The sequence below is a fragment of the Curtobacterium phyllosphaerae genome, assembly GCF_049341865.1.
Classification (GTDB): Bacteria; Actinomycetota; Actinomycetes; order Actinomycetales; family Microbacteriaceae; genus Curtobacterium; species Curtobacterium phyllosphaerae.
In genome coordinates this window covers 122337-138700 of the sequence record NZ_JBMPIU010000004.1, presented here as the reverse complement: position 1 = coordinate 138700, position 16364 = coordinate 122337, and the positions used below count along the sequence as shown (strand labels likewise).

Genomic DNA, 16364 nt, shown 5'->3' with positions numbered 1-16364 from the left:
GTCCGGGCTCGCGAGTGAGCAGGAATCGTCGGCAACCGGTGGCTCGCCCGACGATTGCTACTCACTCACGGGGGCGGGACCCGGACCGGGCGGCGCGGGGGCGGGACCCGGACCGGGCGGCGCGGGGACGGGACCCGGACCGGGCGGCGCGGGGACGGGACCCGGACGACCGGCGTCGGCGGGAGGCGTGCGGAGAGCCTCCGCGGCGGCGAGCAGGGCCGCCGTGACAGGGTGCGACGGCTCGGCGAGCACCGTCCCGGCGCGACCGGACTCCACCACGACACCGTCCGCCATGACGAGCACGTGGTCCGCCATCCGTCGCACGGCATCGAGGTCATGCGACACGAACACCATCGCCGTCCCGGTCTCGCGCTGCAGCCGCTCGAGGAGCAGCAGCACCGAGTCCTGCACGGCCGCGTCGAGCGCCGTGACGGGTTCGTCGAGGAGCAGCACCTCCGGACGGGTGGCGAGGGCCCTGGCGATCGCGAGGCGTTGCCGCTGCCCACCGGAGAGCGACAGCGGGGAGCGGGGACGGATCGTCGGGGGCAGCTCGACGCGCACGAGGGCATCGTCGATCGCGGACGACACCGCCCCCGTGCCGCGGTGCGCCCGTCCTCCGCTCAGCGCGTCCGCGAGCACCCGTTCGACGCTCCACCGCTCGTCGAACGTCGCGCCCGGGTCCTGCACCACCGCCGCGATCCGGTGTCGTCGGGGACGGCGAGCAGCCTCGGGCAGCGGCACCCACGGCTCTCCGTCGAGCGTCGCCGACCCGGCCGACGGTGTCGTCAGTCCGAGCAGCATCCGGACGAGCGTGGTCTTGCCGGACCCGGAGGCGCCGAGGATCCCGAGGGTCTCGCTCCGCCGGACGACGAGGTCGACGTCGTCGACGACGACGCGCCCGTCGAACGCCTTGCCGAGGCCGTCCCCGACGAGTGCACGTCCGTCGTCGGACTGGAGGCCCGGGGCCGCGCCCGTCCCGTCACCCCGGCCCGCCGTTCGGGTCGGGCCCGCCGTTCGGGTCGGGCCCGCCGTTCGGGTCGGGCCCGCCGTTCGGGTCGGGCCCGCCGTACCGGTCCGGGCCCGTGCCGCCGCCGCGACGAGTGCCTGCGTGACCGGGTGCTCGGGGGACTCGAGGACCGCACCGGTGCGCCCGGTCTCCACGATCCTCCCGTCCGACACCACCGCGACCCGGTCCGCCCATCCGGCCACGAGCCCCATGTCGTGCGTGATCAGGAGCACGCCGGCGCCGCGCTCCTGCGCCGATCGGAGGAGTCGCATCACCGTGACGGCGACGCCGGCGTCGAGCGCGGTGGTGGGCTCGTCCGCCACGAGGAGGTCCGGGTCGCCGACGAGTGCCGCGGCGATGAGCGCCCGCTGCCGCATCCCGCCGGAGAGGGTGCCCGCGCGTCGGCGGTCGGTGGCGAGCGCGGGATCGAGGCCCACCTGGTCCAGGACCGTGGCGACACGCTCACGGCGTTCCCGTGCGGAGCGGTCGGTGTGGAGCCGGAGGGCGTCCTCGACCTCGCGGCCGACCGCACGGAGGGGGTCCAGTGCGCCGAGGGCCTCCTGGCCGACGTAGCCGACGGCGGTGCCCCGGACCCGTCGCCAGTCGCGGTCGGTCGCGCGGCGGAGGTCCCGTCCCGCGACGTCGAGTCGGTCCGCGGCGACGACGGCCCCCGCTGCGGAGAGGCCGAGCGCGGCACGGGCGGTGACGGACTTGCCGGACCCGGACGGCCCGACGAGCGCCACGCACTCCCCGGGTGCGACGGTGAGGGCGACGTCCGCCACGAGCGTCGTCCCGCCGATCCGCACGGACAGCCCGGCGACGTCGAGTACGGGCACGCGCGTGCCCTCCGGGACCGCGCCGGTCCCCGTGGGCCCGTCGCGTCCGGGTGTGCCGGTCGACGCACCCCCACGCTGTCCCGCGCTCACCGCACCGCCCCGACCGCTCGGAGAGCCCGACCGAGGACCGTGACCGCCGTCGCCGTCACGACGATCGCGAGTCCCGGGAACGTGCTCATCCACGACGCGGTCTGCAGGTAGGTGCGGCCGTCGGCGAGCATCGCACCCCATTCCGGTGCCGGCGGCGGGGTCCCGACGCCGAGGTAGCTCAGCGCGGACGCCCACACGATCGCCTGTCCGACGCCGAGCGTCCCGACGGCGACGATCGGCCAGAGCGCGGCCGGGAGCACGTGGTGCACGACGATCCACGCGGGGCGCCGACCGAGGAGCACCGCGGTCTCGGCCACGGCGGACTCGCGCGCGGTCCGGACCAGGCCGCGGACGATCCGACCGTACCCGGGCGCGGTGGCGAGCCCGACGGCGATCGTCGCCGGGACGGGCCCGGGACCGGTGACGGCGATCACGACGAGCGCGACGAGCAGGACCGGCAGCGCGAAGCCGACCTCCATCACGCGGCTGACGACCGCGTCCGCGAGCCGACCGCCGAGTCCCGCGACGAGGCCGAGCACGATGCCGAGGACCCCGCCGACCAGCGTCGCGACCACGCCGACCACGAGCGACGCCCGCGTCCCGGCGACGACCCGGGCGAGCACGTCGCGACCGGACTCGTCGGTGCCGAACGGGTGGGTTGCCGACGGGGCGAGGAGTGCCTCGGAGGGGTGGACGACGAGCGGGTGCGCTCCGCCGAGCAGGCCCGGTGCGATCGCGGCGACCACCGCGACGAGCACGATCGCCGCTGCGACCAGACCCGCGGGGCCGAGCGCCGCCGGGCCGCGGGCCGCGGGGCCGCGGTGCGCGAGCAAGCCGCTCACCGCGCGCCCCGCGATCGGTCGCGTCCCGCTGCGCGCGGATCGACGAGCCGCTCCACGACGTCCGCGACCGCGAGCACCACGACGTACGCCAGGGCCGACACGATCGTGATCCCGGTGACGAGCGGCATGTCGCGCTGGGTCACGGCGGTGACGAGCGAACGCCCGATGCCGGGGAGGGCGAACACCGACTCGACGACGACCGCACCGGAGACGAGCGATCCGAACGCCCAGGCGCTCAGGGCGATCCCCGGGAGTGCGGCGTGCCGGAGCAGGTGCCGGCCGAAGAGCCCGACGGAGGTCTCACCGCGGGCGCGGGCAGCCAGGGCGAACGCGGACCGGTCGGCGTCGAGCACACCGTCCCGGACGGTCTGCGCGAGGTACCCGGCGACCGGCACGGCGACCGTGACGGCCGGGAGCACCCACCCGCCGACGGTGCCGTCGCTCACCGCGGGAGCCCAGCCGAGGCCGGTGGCGAACGCCACGATGAGCACGCTCCCCAGCCAGAAGTGCGGGGTGACGCTCGCGGTGATCGCGATGCCGTCGGTCAGTGCCGCCGCGATCCGGCCCCGACGGGTCGACCACCACGCGGCCACGATCGCGAGGGCCCAGGCCAGGACGAGCCCCACGACGGCGAGGGTCAGCGTCACCGGGAGCTCCTGCGCGAGCAACGTCGACACCGGGGTGCGGAGCGCGTACGAGTCGCCGAGGTCACCGGTCGCGAGCCGGCCGAGGAACACGAGGTACTGCACGAGCACCGGGCGGTCCAGGCCGTACTCCGCCCGGACGTGCGCCAGTGCTGCCGCCGACGCCTGCGACCCCGGTCCGCCGAGGATAGCCTGCGCCGGATCGCCGGGGATCGCTCGGATCGCGACGAACACGGTGGTCGCGACGGCCCAGAGGACACCGACTGCACCGGCGACCCGGCGCGCCAGCCAGGACACCGGCCCCCGCCACGTCCGTGTGGTGGGGTCACCCGGCGGCCGTGCCCCGCGCCTCCCGGCCGATCGCTCCGCTGCGACCGCGGTCAGCGGTCGAGCCACGCCGTACCGAACCACGGTGTCGACACGGCGGTCGTCCGGATCCCGTGCACGCTCGAGCGGTACAGGAAGTGGTTCTGCTGGTCGTAGAGCGGGAGCACGGTCCCGCTCGCCAGGATGATCTTCTGCGCGTCGGCGTACAGGGACCTCCGGCGGGCCGCGTCGGAGGTGCTCGCGGCCTGCTCGAGGTCGGCGTCGAGCTGCGGGTCGGACAGTTGGGCGAGGTTCGCGAAGTACCCCGACGGTGCCGGGGTGATGCTCGCGGTGTCGTAGAGGATCCGGAGGACGTCCGGGCCGACCTTCGTGTACGGCGCGCTGACGACGTCGTACTGGTTCTCCGCGAGCGCCGCGTACCAGCTGGACAGGTCGAGCTGCTTGATCTGGACGTCGAAGCCGACCCGCTTCTCCGATGCCTGGATCTGCTCGAACAGACTCCGTTCGGCAGGGATCGACTGGTTCGTCGACACCGGGAAGACGACGGTGAGGGGCAAGCCGTCCTTCTCGCGGATGCCGTCGGCGTTCTTCTTCCAGCCCGCGGCGTCGAGGAGCTTGTCCGCGGTCGACGGCGCGTAGCGGAACAGGCTCTTGTCGCTCACTCCGAGCGGCTCGACGCTCGACAACACGGAGTAGGAGCGCGTGGCGGTGCCGAGGAACAGCGACTCGAGCCCGGGGTCGATGTCCGCACCGGCGATGAACGCCTTGCGGACCGCCGCGTCCCGGAACACCCCGTGGCCGGAGTTCAGCTCGAGACGGTTCGACGCCCCGGGACGGGGTGCGTCGAGGTCGCGGATGTCGCCCTTCGACGACGCTGCACGGACCTGGTCGGGCTGGGCGTTGTCGATGACGTCGACCTGACCGGCCTTGAGGGCCGCGTACCGGCTCGTCGAGTCGGGGAGGAACCGCCACGTGATGCCGGCGAGTCGCGGTTTCGTCGTGGAGCCGTCGAGCGGCGTGTAGTCGCTGTTCCGGGCGAGCGTGATGCGGTCGCCGTGCTTCCAGTCGGTGACCGCGAACGGGCCGGTCCCGACGGGGGACTCGCAGTTGACCGCCTGGGACCGCTCGAGCGCCTTCGGGGACTCCATCCCGACCCACGGCTGCGAGAACGACTCGAGCAGCGCGCTGTCGGGACGGCTCAGCGACAGCGTCACGGTGTGGTCGTCGGTGGCGACCGCCTTGTCGATCGCCTGCAACGCGAGGTAGCCGGTGCTCGACGCGGTCGTCGGGTCCTGCACGTGCTCGATGTTCCGGACGACCGCGGCCGCGTCGAACGGCGTGCCGTCGGAGAACGTCACACCGCGGTGCAGCGTGAAGGTCCACGTCCGGCCGTCGCTCGACGTCGACCACTTCGTCGCGAGTGCGGGCACGATCTCCCGTTTGCTGTCCATGCCGACGAGGGTCTCGATGTACTGCGTCGCGAGGAGTGCCTGCGGGTAGTTGCCGCCCACGTGCGGGTCGAGGCACGTCGGTTCGGCGTCCCCGGACGCGTAGGTGAGCGTGCCGCCGCGGACCGGGGCGCTGCTCGTGGACGGCGTGCCGCCGGAGCAGGCGGTGACGGCGAGGAGGATCGTGGCGGCACCCGCTGCGGCGAGCGCGACACGGGTTCGGGTTTTCTGCACGGAGTCCAGGAACATGGCTCAGCGAGTCTAGCGGTTGAATGGGGCCATGACGCCGCCCGAGCCGCCCGCCACCGTCGGACCCGAGGTCCAGGCCCGCCGCGGCGGGCGCCCGCGCCGCTCGTCGGCCGACGTGCTCGCCGATGCCGCCGCCGAGCTGTTCCTCGAGCAGGGGTACGCCAGGACGACCGTCGACCACATCGCGAACCGTGCGGGGGTGAGTCGAGCGACGTTCTTCAACTACTTCGCGGCGAAGTCCGACGTGATGTGGCTCGACCTCGACGCCGCGCTCGCGACGATCCCCGGACTCCTCGCCGCCTCGACCGAACCGTCTCCGATCCGTGCCGTGGAGTCGGCCTTGCTCGCGGCCGCCCGGTCGCACGACCCGGAGCGCGTGCCGCTGTCGATCGCCCAGGCGTCGACGATGGAGATCGGCTCGGCGCTCGTGGAGAGTGCTGCGGCGCGGCTGATGGCGCAGCACGCCGCGGTCGCCGCCTTCGTGGCCGGTCGGACGGGGGAGCGGCCGGACTCGCTCTGGCCGCAGACGGTGAGCGGCGCGATGCTCGGTGCGGCGGCGGCGGCGTTCGGGGTGTGGGTCGCGGACGGCGTCGGGCGGGGGCCGCTCGTCGGCTACGTCGGTGCCGCACTGACCCCGGTCGTGGCGGGCCTCGACGCCGCCTGACGGGTCAGCAGGCCTGCCAGGCGACCGATGAGCATCCAGCCGCCCTCTGCAGCTTCGTCAGCACAGCGACGATCCGCAGCGCAGCTGATTCTCGATCGACCATCCGACCGCGGAAGGTCCGCCGACCAGCATGACTTCCTCAGGGTCTTGTTCAGACAAGAAGTTGCGTGTCGCGGTTGGGATGTCCTGAGGTGTCACCAACACCAGGCCGGATCCGATGTAGCCGGCCTCCGCCGAGGCGGCGAGAGCATCGGGGAAGTTCGCGGCCGAGACGACGAAGATCCGTTTCCCCACCGTGAGCAGGTTGTTCGTCGCGACGGCGGTCTCGTACCGGTCGGCTCCGGCGATCCTTCGAACTGACGGCGTCCGATGCTGGAGATCGGCCTCCACGCCGGCGGAGACCGCGTTCACGCCGCCGCCGATCTCGAATGTCTCGCACCCTGATCGGTCCAGGAACTGGGACGTAGCAGCATCGATGCCCGGAGCAGAACCATCGACGAGGAGCAGGGGATCCTTCCCGGCGGCGGACAGACGACCGAGGGCGAGAGCGTCGGGCCAGTTGCGCCCGGTGGCGACGAAGAACCGGTCGCAGAAGCCCGTGAATTCGTGGGCGAATACTTCGCGGGAGGTCGCGTACCGATCTGAGCCGGAGACCCGGACGACGTCGGGCCCGATGGCGCGGACCTGGCGGAGGACGTCATCGCTCACCGCAGCCGGACCACCCACCACCACGACCGCTCGGGGCGCGAGTCGTCGGATCTCGTCTGCGACCACGGCTGGGAGACCACTTCGCGGAGTGAGAAGCAGCGGGCCGCCCGCATGCGCCGCAGCAGGGCCAGCGCTGAGCGCGTCCGGGAACGATTCTCCGCTCGCGAGGTACACCGTCGGGACCGTCGTCGACCACGCCCACCGCGACACCGCGACAGCGGTCCCGTACCGATCGTCACCATCCAGGCGCGTCGCGTGCGGCGAAGCGGCCGCCCCCAGCCCAGCGCCACGTCGGCTGTGAACTGATCGCCGGCGGCGAGGGTGAGCACTCGCCCATCGGGATCGTTCGCTGAATCGGTGCGAGAGAACCAAGTGGAAGCGAACCCACTGCCCATCTGGAGTGCATACCGCCCCGGTTCGACGTCCGCAGTCCACCGTCCCAGGCCGTCGGGCGTCGCGCTCGCGAAGTAGGTTCGCGTTCCCCGATCGTCGACCGAGTAGATGGTGACGGAGGCGTTGGGAACCACATGGTGTTGTGGCTCATCGCGCAGCAGGGTGCCCATGAGCTCCGCCGACGCGGCGGTGGGCGTTGGCCCGGCAACGGGCGCAGCAGCGGCCACCCCGGTGAGGGACACACCGACGAGGAACGCTGCGAGGAGCGACGCCGCCGTGATGGCTGAGAGCGGAACTCGGCGGGGGGATTTCGAACGCACGAATTGACCTTAGAGGACGCTCAGGCACACCCTGAGTCCCCGAGCGGGTGACATGGCGCTCCCACGGGCCACAACTACGTGCGGAGCGTACCCGCACCGTCGGAGGAGACGTCCTCGAGCGTGCCGTCCTTGATGACCTCCGGGACCTCGCCGTCGCCCCGCGGCACGAGGCTCGCGTCGCCCGGCTGTGACAGGGTCAGGACGGCCTCCTCGATGTACTCGCTCGCCTCGAGCTGGTCCTCGACGGCGCGGAGCCGGACCGCGACGGCGTCCTCGGCCTCGTTGCCCTGCATGTCGATGGCGGCGACGAGGTACACCCGCGAAGGTCCGACGAACTCGAGGTGCAGGTAGGTCACACGGGAGACCTCGGGCTTGCCGAGGATCTCCGCGAGCACGGCGTCCTCGAGCTCGGGCGACGTGGACTCGCCGAGGAGGAACCGGCGGTTGCGATCGATGAGGATGATCGCGACGACACCGAGGAGCACGCCCACGGCGATCGAACCGAGGGCGTCCCAGATCGCGGAGCCGGTGACCTGATGGAGGAAGAGCCCGAGGAACGCGAGGAAGAGCCCGATCAGGGCGGCAGCGTCCTCCGCGAAGACCGCCCGGAGCGTCGGGTTCGACGACTGGAGCACGTGTCGGAGCACCGGGACGCGACGCTTGGTCGCCGCCCCGTGCGCCTGCCGGTAGGCCTGCAGGAAGCTCGACCCCTCGAGCAACGCCGACACCCCGAGTACGATGTACCCGACGAGCAGGTCGCGCGGGGGTTCGTCCGAGCCGAGTTCGGTGATGCCGTGGTAGATCGACACGATCGCGCCCGCGGTGAAGAGCCCGAACGCCGCGAACATCGACCAGATGTAGGTCTCGCGGCCGTACCCGAGCGGGTGGACGGCGTCGCGTTGCTTGCCGCCGCGCCGCTCCGCGATGAGCAGGAACACCTCGTTGCCCGTGTCGGCCCAGGAGTGCGCGGCCTCGGCCACCATCGACGCCGAGCCGGTCATGAGCGACGCGACCGTCTTGGCGAGCGCCACGAGCAGGTTCGCCCCGAACGCGATGACGACGGTCACGAGCGAGCCGTTGCCGCCCTTCGACGTCGCACCGGACGCGGGAGCAGCCGAGTCGGGTGGCACAGCATCGGCCGACACAGCATCGGCCGGTACAGCGTCGGGGGGTACAGCGTCGGGGGGCACCGCCCCAGTCTGCGCCGTCAGCGCGTGGTCTGCACCGGCACGCAGTCCGTCCCGGTGTACTCGGCGCGCGCGACCGCCTCGGGCGACCCCTTGCGTCCTTCGCGGCCGAAGACCCACCACTCCATCGCCACGTACCGGAAGCCCATCGCGATGATCGTCCCGATGATCGGGCCGGAGACGAAGTCCGCGATCTCCTGCGTCGAGCGGCTGACGTCCGGGACGCCGAGGTGGAACACGTACCGGGAGACCCAGTACGGCGCGGAGTTCAGGACGATGCCGATGCCGCTGACGATCGCGAACCGCAGCATGTCCCAGTTCCAGATGCCCTCGACCTGCTGCCCGAACGTCCACCTGCGGTTGAGGAAGTAGGAGATCACCGTGGTGACCACCGTGGCGATCAGGAACGCGATGACGGGCTTGTGACTGAGGACGGTGAACTTCAGCACGTAGTTGATGAGGAGCGTCAGCACGAAGCACAGCCCCCCCACGCCGAGGAACCGGACGAGGGAGCCGTCGCGGAGGGACATGCCCCAGTTCCAGAGGCGGCTGACGAATCCGATCACCTGTGCACGATACCTGGTCGATTCCCAGAGGTCGCCTGACGGCGGGTACGATGTCGTTCAGCGGCGTCGATCCGGCCATCACCGGGGAGCCTTCGGAAGAACGTGCACCGCGCCGGCGGTGCGCAACTAGAACCGAACGGGTCGGGTCCGTCACCACCTGAGAACGAGCGGCGGACCGCCGGACCGGAGCAGCGCCTCCAGTCCGGTCCGGATCGCAAGCGAGGTGGTACCGCGACGGTCGCACGACCGGCGTCCTCGTCGACGAGCAGTCAGTCCCAGCCGAGTCGAGGAGCATCATGCGCTACCCGTTGTCGAACGACGCCGACGGCGTCACCCCATCTCCGTCCTTCCCCGACGTCGAGCAGGGGATCCTCGCCTTCTGGGACCGTGACCACACGTTCCAGGCGAGCATCGACCAGCGGCAGGGCTCCGACGAGTGGGTGTTCTACGACGGCCCGCCGTTCGCGAACGGGCTGCCGCACTACGGCCACCTGCTGACCGGGTACGCCAAGGACGTCTTCCCGCGGTTCCAGACGATGCGCGGCAAGCAGGTGCACCGCCGGTTCGGGTGGGACACGCACGGCCTCCCCGCGGAGCTCGAGGCGATGCGCCAGCTCGGGATCACCGAGAAGCACGAGATCGACGACATGGGCATCGACGTCTTCAACGCCGCGGCCCGCGAGTCAGTGCTGCGGTACACCGACGAGTGGCAGGCCTACGTCACCCGGCAGGCGCGGTGGGTCGACTTCGACGACGACTACAAGACGCTCGACATCTCCTTCATGGAGAGCGTGCTGTGGGCGTTCGGGCAGCTCTGGGACAAGGGCCTGGCGTACGAGGGCTTCCGTGTCCTGCCGTACTGCTGGAACGACCAGACCCCGCTGTCGAACCACGAGCTCCGGATGGACGACGACGTCTACCAGATGCGGCAGGACCAGTCGGTCACGGTCGCGTTCCCGTTCGTCGGGGAGCGCGCGGAGTCGCTCGGACTGTCCGGCGTGCGTGCGCTCGCCTGGACGACGACGCCGTGGACGCTGCCGACGAACGTCGCGCTGGCCGTGGGCCCGGAGATCGCGTACGCGATCGTGCCCGCAGGGCCGGGAGGCGCGGCCGACGGCACCCAGGCGGGTTCCGGTTCGTTCCTGCTCGCGTCCGACACGGTCGCCGCGCATGCGAAGGACCTCGGCTACGACTCGGCCGACGACGCGGTCGCGGCCGTCGCCCGCACGCTCCTGGGTGCCGAACTCGGCGGGGTCCGCTACGAGCCGCTGTTCGACTTCTACACGGACGCCGCGGCCTGGGGCACCGAGCACGCCTGGCAGGTGCTCGTCGCCGAGTACGTCGCGACGGGCGAGGGCACCGGCATCGTGCACCAGGCTCCGGCCTACGGCGAGGACGACCAGCAGGTGTGCGCTGCGGCCGGCATCCCGGTGATCCTCTCGGTCGACGACGGCGGCCGGTTCCTGCCGCAGGTCGGGCTCGTCGCCGGGCAGCTCTGGTCCGACGCGAACAAGCCGCTGACGCAGGCCGTCCGAGCTGCGGGACGACTCCTCCGCCAGGCGTCCTACGAGCACAGCTACCCGCACTGCTGGCGCTGCCGGAACCCCCTCATCTACAAGGCCGTGTCGAGCTGGTTCGTCAAGGTCACCGCGGTCAAGGACCGGATGCTCGAGCTGAACGAGCAGATCAACTGGGTCCCGGAGAACGTCAAGGACGGGCAGTTCGGCAAGTGGCTCGAGGGCGCCCGGGACTGGTCGGTGTCCCGGAACCGGTACTGGGGCTCGCCGATCCCGGTGTGGAAGAGCGACGACCCGGCCTACCCGAGGACCGACGTCTACGGGTCGCTGGCCGCGATCGAGGCCGACTTCGGACGTCTGCCGTTGAACGAGGCCGGGGAGCCGGACCTGCACCGGCCGTACATCGACGACCTCACGCGCCCGAACCCCGACGACCCCACCGGCCGGTCGACGATGCGCCGGATCACCGACGTGTTCGACGTCTGGTTCGACTCCGGGTCGATGCCGTACGCGCAGGTGCACCACCCGTTCGAGAACGCCGAGTGGTTCGACACCCACAACCCGGCGGACTTCATCGTGGAGTACATCGGGCAGGCCCGTGGCTGGTTCTACGTCATGCACGTCCTCGCGACGGCGCTCTTCGACCGCCCCGCGTTCTCGAACGTCATCAGCCACGGCATCGTCCTCGGGTCGGACGGCCAGAAGATGTCGAAGTCGCTCCGGAACTACCCGAACGTCAACGAGGTGTTCGAGCGCGACGGTGCCGACGCGATGCGATGGTTCCTCATGTCGAGCTCGGTGATCCGCGGCGGGAACCTCGTCGTGACCGAGGAGGGCATCCGGCAGGGCGTCCGCGAGTTCCTCCTGCCCCTCTGGTCGACCTGGTACTTCTTCACCCTCTACGCCAACGCCGCGGGCGACGGGTACCGGGCGGTGTGGCGGACAGACTCGACCAATGTGCTCGACCGCTACCTGCTCGCCAAGACGCACACGCTCGTCGCGGACGTCACGGTGCACCTCGAGGCGCTCGACACCCCGCTCGCCGCGAACGCGATCCGGGACTTCGCCGACGTCCTCACGAACTGGTACGTCCGCCGCTCTCGGGACCGCTTCTGGGACGGCACCGACCGAGACGCCTTCGACACGCTGTACACGGTGCTCGAGACGCTGACCCGGGTCGCCGCCCCGCTCGCTCCGCTCGTGACCGAGGAGGTCTGGCGCGGCCTCACCGGCGGGCGGAGCGTGCACCTCGAGGACTTCCCGGACGCCGGGACGTTCCCGGCGGACGACGCACTCGTCGCAGCGATGGACCGCGTCCGCGACGTCGCCTCGAAGGGCCTCGCGCTCCGCAAGGCGACCGGGAACCGCGTCCGCCTGCCGCTCGCCACGATCACCGTCGTGACGGATGACGCCACCGAGCTCGCGCAGTTCGCCGACATCCTCCGCGACGAGCTCAACGTCAAACAGGTCGTGCTCGAGGCGCAGGACGAGGACTCGCTCGCGACCTCCGGCATCGAGCGGAAGCTCACCGTGAACGCCCGGGTCGCCGGCCCGCGCATCGGCAAGGCGGTCCAGCAGGTCATCCCTGCGGCCAAACGCGGCGAGTGGTCCGCGACCGGTCCGGCGGGAGACGCCGCGGACGGTGTGACGGTCGCCGGGATCGACCTGCTGCCGGGGGAGTTCAGCCTGGACCTGACGGTGTCCGACTCCGCGATCGCCGTGACGTTCCTCGATGCCGGCGGGTTCGTCGTCCTCGACACCGCGACGACGCCCGAGCTCGAGGCCGAGGGGCTCGCCCGGGACGTCGTCCGCGCGGTCCAGCAGGCGCGGAAGGACGCCGGGCTCGACGTCGGCGACCGGATCGCCCTCGTGCTCCACGCGGACGGGACGGCGATGTCGGCGGTGCAGGCGCATGATGCTCTCATCACGTCCGAGACCCTGAGCACCTCGCTCGAGGTCGTCCCCGCAGCACTCACGAACGACACTCCCGGAGCGATCGGCGTCGGCGACGGCGCGTTCGTCCGGGTGGAGGTGACCCGCATTGGCTGAGATCGGCAGGGGGACGAACCCCCACGGCGACGACGACCCCTTCTCGGGGGAGTTCGACGAGGACGGCGAACTCGTCGACCCGGAGCAGCGCGACGCCGTGACGAGCGTCGCGACGCCCTACGGTGCGGAGACCGACGAGGTCGCTCGGGTCGAGGCGGAGCTGTACGCCCGCATCGGCGAGCAGGCGCCCGAGCGGCGGCTCACCGCGACCCGTCGCGCCGCCGAGCTCCTCGGCGACCCGCACCTGGCGTACCCGGTGATCCACATCACGGGCACGAACGGCAAGACGTCGACCGCTCGGATGATCGAGAGCATCGTCCGGGCGCACGGCCTCCGGACCGGACTCATGACGAGCCCGCACCTCGTGTCGATCCGGGAACGGATCGTCATCGACGGCGCGCCGATCAGTCCGGAGTCGTTCGTCGAGAACTGGCGCGACATCCAGCCGTACCTCGAGATGACCGACAAGGAGCTCACCGACAACGGCGAGCAGCCCCTGACCTTCTTCGAAGCGCTCACCGTCCTCGCGCTCGCCTGCTTCGCGGACGCGCCGGTCGACGTCGCTGTCATCGAGGTCGGGATGGGCGGTGAGTGGGACTCGACGAACATCGTCGACGGCCAGGTCGCGGTGTTCGCGCCGATCGCGATCGACCACGCGAAGCAGCTCGGGAACACCGTCGCCGAGATCGCCCGGACCAAGGCCGGCATCATCAAGCCGTCCGCCGCGGTCGTCAGCGCGGCGCAGACGCCCGACGCACTCGCCGAGCTGCAGCGTGCAGGCGAGCTCATGGAGGCGTCGCTCGCCGTCGCCGGCACCGACTTCCGACTCGAGTCGGACACCCCGGCGGTCGGTGGCCAGCTCATCACCGTCCGCGGTGTCGCCGGCCGGTACGACGACCTCTTCGTCCCGCTGTTCGGGGCGCACCAGGCCGAGAACGCCGCCCTGGCGATCGCGGCCGTCGAGTCGTTCCTGGGTCGAGGCTCCCAGCCGCTCGACCAGGACGTCCTCAGCGAAGGGCTCGCCGCGGCGTCGTCCCCGGGACGTCTGCAGCCGATCGCGACCGGACCGACGATCGTGGTCGACGCGGCGCACAACCCGCACGGTGCGCAGGCCCTCGCGCAGGCGCTCCCCGTCGCGTTCCCGTCCTCACACGTCGTCGGGGTCGTCGGGATCCTCGAGGGCAAGGACGCGCGCGGCGTCATCCGTGCCCTGGCGCCGGTCGTCGAGACGTTCGTCGTGACGACGCCACCGGGGGACCGGGCGATGTCGGCGGACGAATTCGCGCGCATCGCCGTGGACGAGGTCGGGTCCGATCGCGTCGTCGTCGAACCGGACGTGGCCGCTGCCGTCGCCGAGGCGCGGACGCTCGCGGAGGACGCCGACGCCGAGGCCGCGGACGGTGACACCCCCGCGATCGTGCTCGTCTCCGGCTCGATCGTGCTCATCGGGCAGGTCATGGACCTGGTGCACGCGGCAAGCGGGTCGCAGTGACGGACGCGAGTCGGGCCTCCAGTCCGGACCCGGACGCGACCGACGCGGCGGGCAGCGCCGGGCAGGAGCTCCCGCCGCTCCCGAAGGGCATGCGGTACCGGAAGCCGCGGCGGCCTCGTGGGGCCCGGGAGAGCCTCCTCTCCATCGTGCTCGTCCTCGAGGCGATCATGTTCTTCTTCCCGATGCTCGTCGTCTACGGCAAGCACGAGATCCCGGCGGGCTGGGCGTTCGGCGGCGGTCTCGGGTTCATGGTGGTGCTCGCGATCGCCTCGCGCGCGACCGGCAACCGCGCCGGTGTATGGTTCGGGTGGTTGCTGCAGGTGGCCATCCTCGCCACCGGTCTCGTCGAGCGGTTCATGTTCGTCGTCGGTGTGCTGTTCGTCGCGATGTGGGTCTACTGCTACGTCAAGGGCGGGCAGCTCGACCGGCAGAACGCCGACGCGCGTGCGGCGTGGGAGGCTGAGAACGGGGCGTGACCTCGTCCCGGGACCCTGTGGCGCTGCACCGCGACAACACCGACCACATCCGCCCCGACCAAGGGAGTCCTGCGTGTCCGACCTCGAAGAGACCCTCGTCCTCGTCAAGCCCGACGGTGTCGCCCGACAGCTGACCGGGGAGATCCTCCGCCGCATCGAGGCGAAGGGCTACGAGATCATCGACCTCCGGATGCTCACCGCCCCGCGTGAGCTGCTGTCCGAGCACTACGAGGAGCACCAGGGGAAGCCGTTCTTCGAGCCGCTCGTCGAGTTCATGGAGTCCGGGCCGATCGTCGCCGTCCGGGTGGCGGGCAACGGCGTCATCGCCGGGTTCCGGTCCCTCGCCGGCACGACGGACCCGACATCGGCCGCCCCCGGCACGATCCGCGGGGACCTCGGGCGCGACTGGGGCCTCAGGGTGCAGCAGAACCTCGTGCACGGGAGCGACTCGGTCGAGTCCGCGCAGCGCGAGCTGGGTCTCTGGTTCGCCTGAGCCGGGCGTCCCGTCCCGGCTCCCACGCAGGGTGCCCGTCTGGCACTCGGCATGCCCGTCCGTCACCCGGCATGCCCGTCTGTCACTTGGCATGCCCGTCTGTCGCCCGGCTCTGGCCGACCCGACAGACGGGCATCTCGCATTCCAGGGGCGTCTCGTCGACGCCGGTGCCTACTGCGTGGCGCTCTGCACGAACGCTGCGAACTCGCTCGCCGAGGTCAGCGCGGACCCGGTCGACGACGGGTACTGCTTGCCGTTGACGATCACGAGCGGCGTCCCGGTCAGCTTGTCGACCGACGAGTTCGGGATCTTGTCGTTGAGCGTGCGTTCGGTCGCCGCGGCCACCCACGGTCGGAACTTGCCCGAGGTGATGCACGACGGGACCGCGCTGTTCGTCACCCCGGCGGACTTGACCAGGGAGACGATCTCGGAGTCCGACAGACCCTTCGTGCCCTCGCTCGGCTGTTTCGCGTAGAACGCCGAGTTGACCGCGAGGAACTTGTCCGGCTGGTAGTTGGCGACGCAGGCGGCGGCGTTCGTGGCGCGGGACGAGTAGTTGGAGCCGGCGGAACTGCGGTCGAGGAGCGCGAAGGGATGGATCTCGAGCGTGGCGGACCCGTTCTTCACCCACTCCTTGATCTGCGAGATGTTCGTCGTCTCGAACTGGTTGCAGAACGGGCAGAGGTAGTCCTCGTAGATCGTGATGTTCGCCACGCCGGACGCCTGCTTGGTCGGGGTGGGCGTGCCGCCGGCCTTGATGGCCTTCGTCCGGACGGCCGTGATCGACGAGTCCGTCCCCTTCAGCAGGACCCCGTCGCTCGCCATGTTCTTGGGGCCGGGACCAGCGGGGTGCACGGAGTTCGCGACGACCACGACCACGATCGCAGCCACGGCGATGACTGCGAGCCCGATGCCACCCTGCAGGAACCAGCGGTTCCGGCGGCGGCGCTTCTGCTCCTGCTCGCGCCGGGCGCGGGCGTGCTCGCGTGCGGCGTCGCGCCGCGCTTTCTTGGAACCGTCATGGCTGCTCATCGGGATCAACCGTAACGGACGCGGG

The 16364-nt window shown here is 71.4% G+C and carries 13 protein-coding genes; 5 read left to right on the top strand and 8 right to left on the bottom strand.

The genetic code is table 11. The features are described from left to right. Window positions 1-57: 57 nt before the first annotated feature. The 4 genes from ACO0E0_RS08690 to ACO0E0_RS08675 all read right to left on the bottom strand — a co-directional run bounded on the left by ACO0E0_RS08690 (window position 58) and on the right by ACO0E0_RS08675 (window position 5442). Window positions 58-1842 (bottom strand): ATP-binding cassette domain-containing protein, encoded by a 1785-nt coding sequence (locus ACO0E0_RS08690; RefSeq protein WP_422871014.1) that lies wholly within the window; start codon window positions 1840-1842, stop codon window positions 58-60. Window positions 1843-1928: 86 nt separating this feature from the next. Further along, window positions 1929-2774 (bottom strand): ABC transporter permease, encoded by an 846-nt coding sequence (locus tag ACO0E0_RS08685; RefSeq protein WP_422871013.1) that lies wholly within the window; start codon window positions 2772-2774, stop codon window positions 1929-1931. After that, window positions 2771-3715 carry an ABC transporter permease gene (locus ACO0E0_RS08680; RefSeq protein ID WP_422871012.1) on the bottom strand — a complete coding sequence of 315 codons (945 nt, stop codon included), beginning with the start codon at window positions 3713-3715 and terminating at the stop codon, window positions 2771-2773. Before ACO0E0_RS08680 ends, ACO0E0_RS08685 begins: the two co-directional genes overlap by 4 nt. 83 nt (window positions 3716-3798) lie before the next feature. Next, complete coding sequence (locus ACO0E0_RS08675) at window positions 3799-5442, bottom strand: ABC transporter substrate-binding protein (protein WP_422871011.1); 1644 nt, start codon at window positions 5440-5442, stop codon at window positions 3799-3801. A 31-nt stretch (window positions 5443-5473) separates the two neighbouring features. Here ACO0E0_RS08675 and ACO0E0_RS08670 point away from each other — a divergent pair, with 31 nt between their 5' ends. Next, the gene (locus tag ACO0E0_RS08670) at window positions 5474-6106 is read left to right on the top strand and encodes a TetR/AcrR family transcriptional regulator (RefSeq protein ID WP_422871010.1); all 633 of its coding nucleotides are present in this window, start codon (window positions 5474-5476) and stop codon (window positions 6104-6106) included. 57 nt (window positions 6107-6163) lie between these two features. Here the strand turns inward: ACO0E0_RS08670 and ACO0E0_RS08665 are convergent, their stop codons facing one another. The 3 genes from ACO0E0_RS08665 to ACO0E0_RS08655 all read right to left on the bottom strand — a co-directional run bounded on the left by ACO0E0_RS08665 (window position 6164) and on the right by ACO0E0_RS08655 (window position 9280). Further along, window positions 6164-7249: a cell wall-binding repeat-containing protein gene (locus tag ACO0E0_RS08665; RefSeq protein WP_422871009.1), complete on the bottom strand. Its 1086-nt coding sequence runs from the start codon at window positions 7247-7249 to the stop codon at window positions 6164-6166. Between the two features lie 352 nt (window positions 7250-7601). Beyond that, window positions 7602-8657: a cation diffusion facilitator family transporter gene (locus tag ACO0E0_RS08660; RefSeq protein ID WP_422871008.1), complete on the bottom strand. Its 1056-nt coding sequence runs from the start codon at window positions 8655-8657 to the stop codon at window positions 7602-7604. A gap of 77 nt (window positions 8658-8734) precedes the next feature. Next, window positions 8735-9280, bottom strand: coding sequence for a GtrA family protein (locus tag ACO0E0_RS08655; RefSeq protein WP_422871007.1), 546 nt, complete (start codon window positions 9278-9280; stop codon window positions 8735-8737). Window positions 9281-9576: 296 nt separating this feature from the next. On the opposite strand from ACO0E0_RS08655, the gene ileS reads away from it, so the two are divergent. The 4 genes from ileS (at window position 9577) to ndk (ending at window position 15307) form a co-directional block, all read left to right on the top strand. Then, window positions 9577-12846 carry an isoleucine--tRNA ligase gene (ileS, locus tag ACO0E0_RS08650; protein ID WP_422871006.1) on the top strand — a complete coding sequence of 1090 codons (3270 nt, stop codon included), beginning with the start codon at window positions 9577-9579 and terminating at the stop codon, window positions 12844-12846. Next, a complete protein-coding gene (locus ACO0E0_RS08645; protein WP_479723449.1) occupies window positions 12839-14338 on the top strand; it encodes a bifunctional folylpolyglutamate synthase/dihydrofolate synthase in 1500 nt (499 codons plus the stop codon). The genes ileS and ACO0E0_RS08645 overlap by 8 nt, the downstream gene beginning before the upstream one ends. Beyond that, the gene (locus ACO0E0_RS08640; protein WP_422871005.1) at window positions 14335-14814 is read left to right on the top strand and encodes a DUF4233 domain-containing protein; all 480 of its coding nucleotides are present in this window, start codon (window positions 14335-14337) and stop codon (window positions 14812-14814) included. The genes ACO0E0_RS08645 and ACO0E0_RS08640 overlap by 4 nt, the downstream gene beginning before the upstream one ends. Window positions 14815-14887: 73 nt before the next feature. Beyond that, the gene (gene ndk / locus ACO0E0_RS08635) at window positions 14888-15307 is read left to right on the top strand and encodes a nucleoside-diphosphate kinase (protein ID WP_422871004.1); all 420 of its coding nucleotides are present in this window, start codon (window positions 14888-14890) and stop codon (window positions 15305-15307) included. Between the two features lie 171 nt (window positions 15308-15478). On the opposite strand, the gene ACO0E0_RS08630 is transcribed toward ndk, so the two are convergent. Further along, on the bottom strand, window positions 15479-16339 hold the full coding sequence (locus ACO0E0_RS08630) for a DsbA family protein (protein ID WP_422871003.1): 861 nt from the start codon (window positions 16337-16339) through the stop codon (window positions 15479-15481). Window positions 16340-16364 lie beyond the last annotated feature (25 nt).

Coding starts and splice junctions, on each gene's coding strand:
- ACO0E0_RS08675 (WP_422871011.1), bottom strand. CDS start 5,442: ATGTTCCTGGACTCCGTGCAGAAAACCCGAACCCGTGTCGCGCTCGCC.
- ACO0E0_RS08670 (WP_422871010.1), top strand. CDS start 5,474: ATGACGCCGCCCGAGCCGCCCGCCACCGTCGGACCCGAGGTCCAGGCC.
- ileS (WP_422871006.1), top strand. CDS start 9,577: ATGCGCTACCCGTTGTCGAACGACGCCGACGGCGTCACCCCATCTCCG.
- ACO0E0_RS08630 (WP_422871003.1), bottom strand. CDS start 16,339: ATGAGCAGCCATGACGGTTCCAAGAAAGCGCGGCGCGACGCCGCACGC.